The organism is Flavobacterium sp. GNP002 (assembly GCF_054343795.1).
Genome location: NZ_JBTGUW010000001.1, coordinates 1,931,697 through 1,946,070, shown reverse-complemented (window position 1 = coordinate 1,946,070; position 14,374 = coordinate 1,931,697). Strand labels below are relative to the sequence as shown.

Below are 14,374 nucleotides of genomic sequence, written 5' to 3'. Positions count from 1 at the left end.
ATAACAAATGTGTCAGAACTCTTCATACAGTTGGGAGTAACAGCTACACAGTTATTCTATTTCTAAAGAGCAAAGCTGGTCAGTTCTTTATCTAATTTTAAGTCATAACGAAACATGTTACTTGAATTTGCTCAACAACATATAAAAAAAGGTACCATCATAAATGAAGACGATGATACCTTTTCAACTAATCAAAAAAAAATATTATTTCATTAGGAGTTTCACTATTTCTTAATTGTATAGGGATTTCTCATTGTAAGTTCATAAGTACCCGAATCATTGATTTTGACAGCCCATCTGATATAACCTCGTACAACGATATTCCCATTAACATCTTTAAAAGGCGCATAAAATGAATCTGGTTTCACTCCCTTTTCCGCTTCGTAAGCTGCTCTATCAAAAGTATAGGAATCATTTGTAGTTAAATAATACATTAGAAATCTATTCAAATCATCTGGATTTCTATACGTTCTGGAATATTGTGGAAACGGTGGAGCAGGAAGCCCAAATGTGGTTCCGTCTGCGCTTACTTCAGGTGTGATCGTATTGTCATGAAAATTAGCTAAAACATTACCGCCGTTGACAAAAAAGACAACTTTGGAAGGAGCTATTGTAGTGCCTTTACTATCCGCAACAATCATTTTTACTTTTATCCCTAATTTTGGTTCATTGCTTATCTTCTTAATAGAAAGATATTTGTCCGTACCATTCATAATATTTGGAATTTTTAGATCAAAATTATTTTCAATTCTATAATCTAGGGCAATAGTAGTAGCTCCAGTAGTTTGATTTACAAATTGTGTCATACAACGAGTCGTATTAGGGAATTCAACCGCTTTAAACGGTCCCATTTTTATGTGTGCAAATTTATTTAATTGGCGTTCTCCCCGAACATTTTTAGCGCTCACGCTAATATCAAAATCACTATTTACAACCTTTACTGTAGCTTGAGTAAATACAAATTGCCCACTCACCGGATTCATTAGAAGTGGTGGTTGTTTTGTCAATTCCAATTTTTTCATAGCCAATTCAAGCGAAGTATCCGTAGTAGGATCAAAAGACTGTTTCCAAGTTAAAATCTCTTGTTCGTCTTGTAATTCAGTGGTTGGTTTCCCATCTTTATCAGTAATACCAGTGATCTTCCATTCCATCGGATATGTTGATCCTTCGATAGCCGGAGGCATTATAGACATAAACACGCCACGCGGAACGGTTATGGTATCTTGCAACGAATGTATACTATCACTGATGTAGCCTACTTCGGGCTGTTCACATGATGATACAAATGCAGCAATCATTAAAAAATAGATTGTCTTTTTCATATTTAATATTTTTATATTTTTTAAAGATTTTATGAAATAAACCATGAGTAAATAACTTCAATCCGGTCTATTTCTTATTTCTTTTTGGTTATTAGATTAGCTTACAATTTCAATTTATTGTATTGGTATATAATTTGAAAAAATATGGTCGCCTTGGAGCACATGAATGACCCCATTGGTAGAAAGTAAATTAGAGGTTCTAACCACTGTTTTCCTGTCAGCCTCATTCACGTCATCAGAAATCGCATCAGTAGGATCCCAATTGTCACCCACTTTGAAAGTGTAGTACACGTATTCCGGGAAATTATCCAGTTGATCTTTATATTGCTCAACAGGTTCCAGTGAAAGTAATCTTTCCTCTCCATTATGGGTAATATATACTTTTCCTGCTTTTACCAATTTACTACGATCCAGAGTTTGGTCGAAAATATAATTTCCCAACATCACTTTTAAATCCGCTTCGGGAATATCATTTATCGTAAAGGTTGCCGTAGGGTCTAATTTTAGCTTTTCGTCCCAAATTATATTGACATATTTTTTGATAGATGCGTTATTCGGAGCAAAGAGAGTAGTTGATTTGGCATTCACCACGTCAATCATACCCGCTCTTTTAATCAAAAGTGCTAAAGTGTCTAACTGTTTGTTCGACTTTAAAAAGTCATAGGTACTCATATTTACATTTTGATTGGCTATACCCCCATCAACGAGATAATCGTCGTTAGAGCATGAATACAAGCCAAATAGTATGATTAGTATTAATAGATTTTTCATGTTTTAATCCTTATTAGGTTATTAAATAATTTACAATTTTCCTTTCCAGTAATCTGTCTGGATAATTGCAGCATTAATTGAGATAATTGAGGGATCAACGGGCCAAAAATAGCCTTGCTTTGCATTTCTGGCAGGATTCGTCCAGTTCACTCCTTTAAAATAATTCATCCGAATCCTATCAAATCCTGATTGCGCTTCTCCCACCAATTCAATAGCACGCTCGTCAAAAATAGTTTTGGTAAGTGACGTTCGATCTGTTGCTCCTGTATAATCGGAAACATTGGCTTTGCTTCTGATCATATTGATATCCGCAACTGCTGCAGAAGGATTATTCAATTTCATATTTGCTTCTGCTCTAAGAAGATAAATATCTGCCAATCTAAAAATCAAAATATTGGATTCCGAAAAATTGGCATAAGCATCACTCGCACTTGGATCTTTTGAACGTTGCGAATATTTCGTAAGATAGGATTTATCTGATCTGTTATAATCAGAGAAAAAATAGTCTTTACGTACGTCATTGTCTCTATCACTGTCAGAATCCATCATTTGAGATCCGTAAAATGCAGGATCAATGTAAGGAGACGATCCGCTAGCTGTTTTAAAAACAGGATAATTCAATGTTAATCCGGTATGCGTGTTATCGTCATCGGAAACTCTGAAAGACTCATTCATCTCAGAACTAATATTGATTTCAAAAAGACCTGTTTTTGATTGTCCTATACACATTTTATTAAATCCATCTTTCCCTTCATTTACATAATCAATAAGCGATGCATTACTGTTGTTGATTACCGAAGTGGCAGCTGCAACAGCTTGAGCAACCATTTGTGGATTGTCATTATCCCTACTAGCGTACCATAAGGTGATATGTGCTTTCAAGGCCTCTGCGCTCGCCTTATTGGCAGTAATGGCCCATTTAGGATCTCCAGGTGATGAATATTGCAATAAACTGATGGCTTTATTAGCCGCTGCCAGAGAATAATCCAAAACTTTCTTCTCCTCTACTCTAGGTTTTGTAAAGATATAACCGTCACCACCTACTAACTGATCTGAAGACTCAATAACTTCATCAACAATAGGCACATCACCCCAAATACGCGCCATATAGAAATAAGACAACGATCTGATGAATGCTGCCTCACCTATAAGTCTGTTTTTCTCAGCAACCGATTTAAATTTACTATCTGGCATTTCGCTTACATGTTTTTCAATAGCAAGCGCCCAGTTAGCAGATCTGTAAAAACCTTTCCAGTTCCGGGTATTGTCTCTATAGGCTAATACATAGTTCCCACTGTCTTCAATATAATTCGTAATCCAATTTTTACTATTCATAAAGGTCATTCCGGGGAACTCTCCCCAATAAAGAAAGGCGGCATTATCCGTTAGCGTATTTTTTAACAATCCGTAACAACCGGCCACAGCCGACTCAGCATTAGGTTGAGAAACCCAAAAATTATCCGGAGTTGCAATACTTAAAGGTTCTTGGTCTAATATGTCTGTACAGCCTATCATGCTGAACAAACCCAAAACCATAGCTCCAATTTTAATTTTTATATTTTTTTTCATTTTCAATTCATTTAAAATTTAACATCCAATCCAAAAGAAATCGTTTTTGCTTGTGGATACCCATTGCCATAGGTATATCCGTGTTCATCTACCTGAGAAGCATCTGTAACCGTTTTAGAACGTTGCCATTGGTACGGATTTAATACCGAGCCGTAAATACGAACACGAGATAAATTTAATTTGTCTAAAATTGGCCCTTTATCAAAAGTGTATCCTAAGGAAGCATTGGAAATTTTCCAAAAATCACCGCTTTCTATCCACAAAGATTGACCTGCTCTAAATCTATAATAAGAAGGCAATCCTGTTGTAGATGGGTACATTGCTGGGAATCGTACTCCCGCAGCACCATCGCCCGGTTGTTGCCAGAAACCTAGGTTGCTTAAATCAGCTAGTCCATGTTCAGCCCAAGATGTTCCTCCTCTATCGTATCGATCCATATAACTATTTAGAACAGAGTTCAAAATATCTGATCCAAACGAGAATTGACTATAGGCCTGCAAATACCATCCTTTGTATTTTAAGTTCACATTAAACGAACCTATAAAATCAGGCGTAGGTTTAAATTTAGTATCCAATATATTGTCCTTTACCCCTATCTCATCATTTAAAATGTAATCACCATTATAATCTTTCCAGATAGGGAAACCTGGAGCTATAGCTGCCCAAGACTCTTTACCTTGAAGTGGTTCTCCTGTATAAGGATTTACCGGCAATTGGCTCATGTTATCCAATATATAGTCATTCCTGAATAATACTGGAAGGTTAAGTGGTTGGCCTACAACATAACCATACTCTCTATAGTTTGCATCAACTCCGTAGTAATCTTTGTTTCCGTTAGGAAGTTTGGTAACAAAATTTTTGTTTTGGCTAAAACCAGCAGTTAACTCCAGATTCCAATCATTTATTCTTGGGAAAACTTGCCATTTAATCATGGTTTCCCATCCGTAATTCATCACCCCAGCAACGTTTGCTTTAGCACTATTGTAACCCGAATAGGCTGGGAAAAGGATATCAAAAAATAACTTATCCGTTTTTTTGTTATAAGCATCAAAGGTCACGTTTACTCTATTGTTGAACAAATCCAAATCCACTCCTAAATCCCATTGTTTTGAATTTTCCCAAGATAGTTTAGAGTTTCCAATGGCATCATAATTAGGCTTTACACCTGTCACTCCGCCATAAGTAGAAACATTCATTGTGTTTGACCATAATGGATTTCCACCATATCCTAGATTGTAAGACCCGTATCTTAAAAAATTAGCGTCAAATTGTTTCCCATTTATACCATAACTGGCTCTTAGCTTACCATAACTTACAATATTTGAAATATTACGTTTGATGAAGGGCTCTTCAGAAAATATCCAGCCCACAGATACAGATGGGAATTTTGCCCAACGTACATCTTTACCAAAACGAGAAGATCCGTCGATACTATAACTACCATCAATCATATAACGCTCTTTGAATCGGTATCCGAAACGTCCGAAATATGAAAGTAATGCATTAGATTCGATACTTGTATACCCATATATTTGTTCTTGGGTATATCGATCATTGATTACTTGGATTGCATCACTACCAAAACCTTGGGCGGAAATCCCCATGTCTTCGTATTTATTATAATCTGTTTTAGTACCTAAAATACCAGTAAAAGCATGGTTATTAACTGTTTTGTAATAACTTAAATAAACATCCGACGATAAATTTTTACGGCTATATAAAGCATAGCTGGCTAAACCATCCCCTTCTTCACGAAGTATTGAAGGTTCGTAAAAATTTTTCTTTTCAGTACTGTACACAAAATTAAATTGGGTGTTAAAAGTAAGTCCATCATAAAGATTAAACCTAGAAAAGTTCGAAATCGTAGTTAGTATAGCTTCATCAGTATTCAATTTCTCGTTCAATTCTCCTCTTATTGCCTCCTTTTTTGCATCCGAAATATAAAATAAAGAGGAATTTAAGTTAGCCGGATCCGTTGGTAAAGTGGAGTTAAAATTAAAATTTCCCCCAGCAGGATTCCCTTGCCCAGTTCGGTTGTCTGTAAAAGTCAAATTTATTCGAAGTTGGTTTTCAAAACTTTTTCCAACCTTTGAATTTAAATTCGTAGCCAAAGTATAGCGCTTAAATCCAGAATTTTGCACCACTCCTTCTGCATTATCATACCCTAATGAAACTCTATAATTAGAAGTTTCAGATCCACCCCTCACATTTAAATTGTATTTTTGAGTAAGTCCAGTTCTATAAAACATCCCTTGATAATCCACATTGTTATTGAATGCAGGATTCAAACTATCAGACAATACCATTGGCACCTCTATACCTTGTGCATATTGTTTTTTCCACCATTTGTCAATCATACCCATTTTTGCGTTTCTTTCTGCTGAGCCTAACAACATAGGAACCAGTTTAGGAATTGGAGAAATACCTGTATTTATCGAAAAATTGAATTCTGGCTTATCTAAAGCAGTACCTTTTTTAGTTGTAATAATAATTACCCCATTAGCACCACGTGATCCATAAATTGCAGCAGCCGAGGCATCCTTCAATAAATCGATACTTTCAATATCATTTGGATTTAATGATGCCAAAAAGTCTGTATTAGAGGTGTTATATCCAGCTAAATCTTCCAAAGAAGTTTGCACTCCATCAATTACATATAACGGATTACTATACCCTGTACCATCAACACTTCCAGACATATTCGTGTTACCACGAATAACAACAGAACCTCTTCCTCCGGGAGCTCCACTTTGACTCGGAGTCTGAACTCCTGTAGATAAACTAGCTATCAAAGCAGATACACTCAATACAGGTATGGATTCTAATTGTTTACTACTTATAGTGGTAACTGCAGCATTCACATTTTTTTTATGCGCCTTTTGGTATCCAATAACGACAATGCCATTTAATTCGTTTTGCTCTGGTTTAAGTCTAATTTTGATTTCTTTTTGATTACCTACAGTTATTTCTTCGTTGGAATATCCAATAAATGAAACCACCAAAACATCCGTATTTTTAGCTACGATGGAAAAACTTCCATCAACATTCGTATTCACTCCCCTATTTGTTCCTTTAATTTTAACCGAAGCTCCAGGCAAGCTCTCGCCTAATTCTCCAATTACTTTACCAGTAATGGTGATGTCTTGTAATACTTTTATTCTTTCAAAACAATCTTTACTGTTGATTTTTCCGTGGTTAAGAGAAAAATCTTCATTGTTTGCGAAGGCAGTGATGCAAAAAAATATAGTACATAAAAATGCCGCTTTTTTTGTTGTCCTGGGAATTATCTTCTTTTGCCTTGTAAATTTCTCAAATTCTTTCGAGTGTAATTCTCTTTTCATAAATTTAGTTTGGTTAATGGTTAATAAAAGTTGTTATCTAGTGTTTTATATTTTATGCTTATTGTAAATCAATACTACTGCTGATCATTTTCAAAAGACATAAATTTAGAAGTCTTTTACCCTTTACTTTTCACTTGCTTTTTTATTTCCATTTTCCAAAATCCAATTAAATTAAAATTCAATTCTTGGTTGGTTTTTGAGTATGGGCAACAAATATTTTTTTTTCAAAAAAAAGTCAAACACTTTTGTACTATTCTTTATTTTTTAGGACTATTTGTATTCATAAAATAATAAATTATTTTATAAGAATTTTAATAGATAAAACAGTAAAAAGCAATACTTTTTAAGCTTAGAATCCATCATTTCAAATCTTAAACATGACGAAACTATAGATTATATTTTTATTAAACAAGGAAAAACACAAAAAATGTGCTCGAACACATAATATTTATGTTCTCGAGCACATAAAAATTGCATAAAACGTTTTTTTAATAATAAAATTCTAATTTTTTAATAATAGAGTACGTCTCAATTTTATCTCTTTTTTTAAGTAAAACAGGACATGCTGATTAAATAATAAGAAATTCGGAATTTTTAAATCCAAAATTTAAAAATTCAACAGTAGTTCTATGATATAGAATTAACATTTAATTTTAATTTTACGTTATTTGGTCTTGAATTAAACACAAAACAGATGCATTTAAGCCTTCAAATTAGGTTAGGAGAAAAGAAAAAAATTGACAAAGAGATTCATTGAAATTTCTTTTAACTATATTTCGAAAAAAATTGTTCAAACACAGTTTTACAGAAACACTAAATAACCCATAAAATAATTCCAGAAATGAAAGAATATGAAGTACATTTAATCGAAAACAAACAACTGACTATCTCTGGAAATGGAGATGATACAGCATGGGATAATGCCCAGATTTTAACTGATTTTTGTTCCCCATGGAATAACAAAAAAGGAACGGAAATTACATTTAAAGCACTTTGGGATCGAGAAAATTTATTTTTTAATTTTACTGTTTTAGATACCGAAATCCACATAGAAAAAAAGGATGACAGTTTTGAGAGTATTGGAAACTCCGATAGAGTTGAACTCTTTTTCAGAAGTGATGATGCACTGAATCCCTATTATTGTTTAGAGATAGACACTTCTGGTCGAATAATGGATTTTATAGCGTATCCCAATAAGAATTTTGATTTCAATTGGAACTGGCCCAAGAATGATTTAGTAGTTAAATCATCTGCAAAAGCGAATTCTTTTATTGTAGAAGGATCAATTAGTATTGAATCTTTGAAAAGTTTTAATCTAGTAAAAAACAACAGGCTTGAAACCGGTGTTTTTCGAGCTAAGTATATAAAGACCCAAAATGAATGTTTTGAACCTAACTGGATTACTTGGATAAACCCAAATACAGAAACTCCAAATTTTCATATTGCTTCTTCCTTCGGTGTCTTTATCTTAAAAGAATAGAATAATACTACCTATCGAAAACACAGAATCATCAATATCTACAGCATCAATAAGTAAAAGAACTATTTTCTAAACACTCAAAACCGAACACTTTTCATTAACTTTGCAGTATGTTAACATTCTTCAAATCAAAACCCATACTTAAAGATTTAATTCCAGATAATCATATTGATATCCACTCTCATTTGTTACCAGGTATAGATGATGGTGCAAAAAATTTTGGAGATACGCTAAGACTAACTCAAGCGCTTCAGGAAATAGGGATTTCGGAGGTTATTACGACCCCGCACATTATTCAACATGTTTGGGACAACACACATGAACAAATTCTGGAAAAAAAAGCCACAACAGTTTTAGAACTAGAAAAGAACAACATTACAGTTCCTTTTAATGCGGCTGCTGAATATCTTATGGACGATCAGTTTGTCCAACTGTTCCAATCTCATAATTTATTGACTTTAAAAGACAACTACGTTCTGGTAGAAATGTCGTATATAAACCCGCCAATTCAGTTGTACTCTATACTATTTGATTTACAGGTCGCTGGATATATTCCCGTATTGGCACATCCGGAACGGTACTTATTTTATCATAATAATTTTAACGAATACCTTAAACTAAAAAGAGCTGGCTGTTTATTCCAGCTGAATTTATTATCGGTAGTTGGATATTATGGCGCTGCAATCACTAAAATTGCAGATCAATTATTACAAAAAGGAATGTATACCTACGTAGGTTCTGATGTACACCATGATAATCATGTTGCTGCCTTCAAACAAAAAATAAATCTGAAAGACAGTACTCCACTTAAAGAAGTAATAGCCAATAATCAATTTTTCAAATTGGGATAATCGTTGTTTTATAAATAAAAAAAGGGCCCAAAGTAATATTACTTTGGGCCCTTTTTTAATCTATTAAATGTCTTTGTTACTTATCCAACAATTCAAAAGTCGAATTCATACTTTTAAACTCAGGTACAATTTGTTTCATTTTTAGTACAATTTGGTCGTTATCAAAATGATTTGCAATACTTATAAGCTCGTCAATATGTGTGTTTAAAATCACAAACTCGTCTAAAATTTCTTCAGAAATCATAATTTTTTCATGATACGTTGGAAGTGTTTTTGAGGTATCATTCAATAATTCTTCATATAATTTCTCTCCTGGTCTCAATCCTACAATTTGTATTTTGATATCCTTGTCGGGAATAAAACCGGCTAACTTAATCATCTTCCTAGCCAAATCAATAATTTTAACTGGTTTACCCATATCAAAAATATAAATCTCTCCACCATTACCCATGGCACCGGCCTCTAAAACTAACTGACAAGCCTCAGGTATCGTCATAAAATACCTTATAATATCTGGATGTGTAATCGTAATAGGTCCACCATTTGCAATTTGCTTAGTAAACAAAGGAACAACAGATCCGTTAGATCCTAAAACATTTCCAAAACGAGTAGTAATAAATTTAGTAGCATTCTTTTCACCGTTATTCTTATTTTTCAATTGTAAGGATTGTACATACTTTTCAGCAATTCTTTTGCTGGCTCCCATGACATTACTAGGATTTACTGCTTTGTCAGTAGATACCATTACAAATTTTTTGACTTTGTAAAGGCACGACAAATCGGCAATATTTTTAGTACCCTCTATATTGGTAAGAATAGCTTGAGAAGGATTTTCTTCCATCAAAGGGACATGCTTATAAGCTGCTGCGTGAAAAACTACTTGAGGCTCATATTTTTTAAAAACGCTATTCATAGCTTCTTTATTTCTTACGTCAGCGATTACGGCATGCATTTTAGAACTAGAATCTAAACCACTCATTTCAAGACACATGTGATGCAGTGGCGTTTCTGCCTGATCTAAAATAATAACAACCTTAGGACTAAAACCTAATACCTGCCGTACAATTTCACTACCTATGGATCCTGCAGCACCAGTAATTAAAACGGTTTTATCTTTTAATTGTTTAGAAATCGATTTGTTATCTAATACGATAGGTTTTCTTTCCAGTAAATCTTCAATTTGAATATTTTTTACTTTTTGGCTAATCTCTTTTTGGTTCTCCCAATCGGAAATTAATGGTACAGTAAACACATTATAATTAAATTCCAAACACTGATCTACGATGATTAATTGCTCCTCTTTTGACAAACTTTTATCAGCAATGATAACAGCTTGAGCGTTTACGGAACGCATTAATGGCGGCAATTTTTTCTTTTTAATCAAAATTGGCAAATCCAGCATACGTTTTGTTGCATTTTGATTATTTTTATCAACAAACCCAACAATTTTAAATCGGGAGGGTGTTTCAAATTTTAAAGCATTAGCTACCGATATAGCATTGGCATCTGTACCATAAATTATGGTTCTGATTAATTTATTCGTCCCTTGTTCTGAAAAATAGATCTCAAAAGTTTGTTTTATTATTACCCTGTATAAAAATAATCCACAAAAGGAAAGTACTATGTTTATGAAAAAAGCGGTATTTAAAAATGCTTTCTCTCCATACAACAACTCGTATGCAAAGTTAAAAAAAAGAAACAGGACTAAAACTGCCATTTGCGAAAACAAAAGCTTTACGGCATCAATATAAGAAGAGTGCCTGATAATACCAGAATAGGTCCTAAACAACCAGAAAAAGAAAATATTTACACTAAATAAAGCAACTATAAATGCAAAGCTATCTGGCGTAATAATATAATTCAAACCCGTTCCTTTAAAAATAAGAATGGTAAAAAAGAACGACAGTACCAAAACCGAAAAATCCATCATAACAATGATCCATCTGGGAAGATAGCGCAAATTATGAATGCTGAACTTCAAGTTTTCTCTTGAAAAAAAATTTGGGTTTACTGATGACGAACCCGTGTTTTTAGTAGTATTCAAAATAGATATATTTTTAACTTTCCTGCTTTTATTAAAGCAAAAATAACGATTAATAAATTGAAAAAAGCAAACAATCAATTCAATTTTAAAATTGATTAATAAAAAAAATAAACTACAAAGTAATAGTCTATTTCCAAACTAGTTACTTTCTATTTTACAAATAATTTTAAAACAACACTTTTTATCCTCTCACAATCCGCTTCAGTCAGATTACAACCTGATGGCAAACAAAGTCCATTATCGAAAAGTGTTGACGCAATACCGCTTCCATAAAAGGGGTAGTTACAAAAAACAGTTTGTAAATGCATCGGTTTCCATAAAGGTCGGGATTCAATATTTTCCTCTCTCAGCGCTAATCGTAAAGACTCCCTAGTGATTCCATTCGTTTCTATTGGATCTATTAGTATAGTATTTAACCAATAATTAGCTTCATAATTGCTATTAGGCACTTCAAAAACGGTTACTCCTTTTATATCCCTAAATAATGCTACATAAAAATCATGTATCGCTCTTTTTAAACCGATATGATGGTCCAACACTTCCATTTGCCCGCGACCGATACCTGCACATATATTGCTCATTCTATAATTATATCCTATTTCACTGTGCTGATAATGTGGTGCATCATCTTTAGCTTGTGTCGCCAAAAAAATAGCTCTGTTTTTTAATGCCTCAGAAGTAGTTATAATAGCTCCACCTGTGGAGGTAGTTATAATTTTACTTCCATTAAAAGATAAAACGGCTATATCGCCAAAAGTACCACACTTTTGCCCCTTATAACGGCTTCCCAAGGCTTCAGCACTATCTTCAAGAATGGGAATACCGTATTTATCAGCGACTGCTCTTATGACTTCTATTTGATACGGAGTGCCGTATAATTGTACAGCAATAATTACTTTTGGAGTAATGTCTTTAGAAATACTGTCTACAATGGCTTCTTCAAGAGCAATGGGACATAAATTCCAAGTTTCAAGCTCACTATCAATAAAAACAGGAGTTGCACCTTGATATAAAATAGGATTAGCAGATGCTGAAAAAGTCATACTTTGACAAATTACAACATCACCCGCCTGAACTCCTAAAAGTATTAATCCCAAATGAATCGCAGCAGTTCCTGAATTTAAAACTGCAACATGATTTGAACCTAAATAGGTTTCTAAATTTTGTTCAAAATAATCTATGTTTGACCCAACAGGAGCAATCCAATTCGAATCAAATGCTTCTTGGATGTATTTCTGTTCATTGCCTCCCATGTGAGGAGGTGAAAGCCAAATTTTGTTTTTTTCCATCTTCTAGAAATAAAATCCATGGGGGTTTATTCTGCTAAAGTAATAAAAAACACCGCCATTATTCTGATTGCAAAACTATATTCTATTTAGTATTAGCTATTATATTTTTTAAAAAAAGTAAACCAAACAGTCTTCAAAATAAGTAGCATATCCCTACTAAAACTTCGATTGTAGTAATACGCTAGATTTATTCGTACTTTATCCGGAAAAATAACACTATCATTATAAACTAAAGGTAGTTCGTGCTTCTGCAACATGAATTCCTCTTTATTATATTTTATGGAAGCTAAATTAGTTAATCCTGGCTTTAATTCTAGTATTGTACGATTTTCACCTGTTAACAAATTATAATAACCCGGCACATCGGGTCTTGCCCCCACAATACTCATTTCTCCTTTAAGAACACTAAAAAACTGCGGCATTTCATCCAATTTAAAGCGTCGCAAGAACTGGCCTATTCTCGAAATATACTTTTCACCTGTGTGAGATTCAGTCCGAATTGTACGCAGTTTATATATTTTAAATGAAACACCAAATTGACCAATGCTTTCTTGGAGAAAGATACCATTGGTATGCGTACCCATAGCAGCAAGCAGCCATGAAATTAATAGAACCCAAAAAATAGTAGAAGTGTGAAGAAGGAGAAAACAATATCAAAAAGACGTTTTGCCATACCTTTCGAAGTATTTAATTCGAGATAAAAATACAATCAAAAAAACAGATTAAGAATTCCCGAGAACCATTTTACGAGTAACAAAATTTCGAACAAGTAAATAAATCAAGGTCAGTAGCAGTAAAAATCCGCCCATAAAAAGTAGTGTTAAATACCCATTGGAATCAAGATAAATAACCAATGCATTTATACCCAATTGAAATCCTGCATAAATAAAAGCGACTAAAATATGGGAATAGCCCATTTCATTGGCTAGATATTGATACAAGTGAGATCGGTGTGGCTGAAATATATTTTCTTTTCTAAGTAATCTGCTAATGATAGTAATGATGGCATCAATTCCATAAACCGAAAAGAAAAGAATGTACCCCAATTGGCCTGAGTCAATAATGGTCTTTATCATCAAATAGCCCAAAAAGAGTGCCATACTAATACTACCAACATCACCTGCAAAGCTTTTTGCTTTTTTTCGAACATTAAATATCCCAAAAGCCAAACAGGACAATCCCATAGTAATCAGCAAGGGTAAACTGGCTTCGTTGATTGGTAAAAAAGAAAAAGAAGCGATAGCTGTTAAAGCGTACAACACGGTTATCCCATTGATACCATCCATAAAATTAAAAGCATTCACCCAACCTATAAGGAGTACAAACACAATAGGAAGCAACCACAAAGGTTCATAAAACAAATTCAACTCATAAAAAACCAAACCAACAGCTATGAAGTGTGAAATAAAACGAGGCAATTGAGACAGTGGTTTGATATCATCAATAAAACTAACTACAGCCACTAATATTACAGCAAGCGTAACAGCCCAAGAAACATAACCCAGTAAAAAAGCAATGCTTATAGCTATTGGAAAAATAATACCACCACCTCTTAATGTAATAGAAGTATGGGATGATCTACTATTGGGTTTATCAATGATATTGTAAGTATCCGCTATTTTAAAATAAATAAGTTCAATACCAATTAATACAATAATTAATGCAATATATGTCATGTTATAAACTATGTCTATGCTGTTAAACGAA

At 33.6% G+C, this 14,374-nt stretch carries 10 protein-coding genes; 2 read left to right on the top strand and 8 right to left on the bottom strand.

Annotated features, from left to right (window positions below; genetic code table 11):
- Positions 1–224: 224 nt before the first annotated feature.
- The 4 genes from ACXX80_RS08535 to ACXX80_RS08520 form a co-directional block, all read right to left on the bottom strand.
- Entirely contained in the window at positions 225–1,322 is a 1,098-nt protein-coding gene (locus ACXX80_RS08535) for a hypothetical protein (protein WP_458552816.1), read from the bottom strand.
- Between the two features lie 114 nt (positions 1,323–1,436).
- The gene (locus ACXX80_RS08530) at positions 1,437–2,093 is read right to left on the bottom strand and encodes a fasciclin domain-containing protein (protein WP_458552815.1); all 657 of its coding nucleotides are present in this window, start codon (positions 2,091–2,093) and stop codon (positions 1,437–1,439) included.
- 30 nt (positions 2,094–2,123) lie between these two features.
- The gene (locus ACXX80_RS08525) at positions 2,124–3,662 is read right to left on the bottom strand and encodes a RagB/SusD family nutrient uptake outer membrane protein (protein ID WP_458552814.1); all 1,539 of its coding nucleotides are present in this window, start codon (positions 3,660–3,662) and stop codon (positions 2,124–2,126) included.
- Positions 3,663–3,673: 11 nt separating this feature from the next.
- The gene (locus tag ACXX80_RS08520) at positions 3,674–7,003 is read right to left on the bottom strand and encodes a SusC/RagA family TonB-linked outer membrane protein (protein ID WP_458552813.1); all 3,330 of its coding nucleotides are present in this window, start codon (positions 7,001–7,003) and stop codon (positions 3,674–3,676) included.
- Positions 7,004–7,844: 841 nt separating this feature from the next.
- On the opposite strand from ACXX80_RS08520, the gene ACXX80_RS08515 reads away from it, so the two are divergent.
- The gene (locus ACXX80_RS08515) at positions 7,845–8,483 is read left to right on the top strand and encodes a sugar-binding protein (RefSeq protein WP_458552812.1); all 639 of its coding nucleotides are present in this window, start codon (positions 7,845–7,847) and stop codon (positions 8,481–8,483) included.
- Between the two features lie 110 nt (positions 8,484–8,593).
- Positions 8,594–9,334, top strand: coding sequence for a tyrosine-protein phosphatase (locus ACXX80_RS08510; protein ID WP_458552811.1), 741 nt, complete (start codon positions 8,594–8,596; stop codon positions 9,332–9,334).
- Positions 9,335–9,410: 76 nt separating this feature from the next.
- On the opposite strand, the gene ACXX80_RS08505 is transcribed toward ACXX80_RS08510, so the two are convergent.
- From ACXX80_RS08505 to ACXX80_RS08490, 4 genes are all read right to left on the bottom strand, one after another.
- Entirely contained in the window at positions 9,411–11,378 is a 1,968-nt protein-coding gene (locus ACXX80_RS08505) for a polysaccharide biosynthesis protein (RefSeq protein ID WP_458552810.1), read from the bottom strand.
- Positions 11,379–11,527: 149 nt separating this feature from the next.
- Positions 11,528–12,667 (bottom strand): DegT/DnrJ/EryC1/StrS family aminotransferase, encoded by a 1,140-nt coding sequence (locus tag ACXX80_RS08500; RefSeq protein WP_458552809.1) that lies wholly within the window; start codon positions 12,665–12,667, stop codon positions 11,528–11,530.
- A gap of 92 nt (positions 12,668–12,759) precedes the next feature.
- Complete coding sequence (locus tag ACXX80_RS08495; protein ID WP_458552808.1) at positions 12,760–13,251, bottom strand: sugar transferase; 492 nt, start codon at positions 13,249–13,251, stop codon at positions 12,760–12,762.
- 138 nt (positions 13,252–13,389) lie between these two features.
- Positions 13,390–14,343: an MraY family glycosyltransferase gene (locus tag ACXX80_RS08490; protein ID WP_458552807.1), complete on the bottom strand. Its 954-nt coding sequence runs from the start codon at positions 14,341–14,343 to the stop codon at positions 13,390–13,392.
- Between the last annotated feature and the right edge of the window lie 31 nt (positions 14,344–14,374).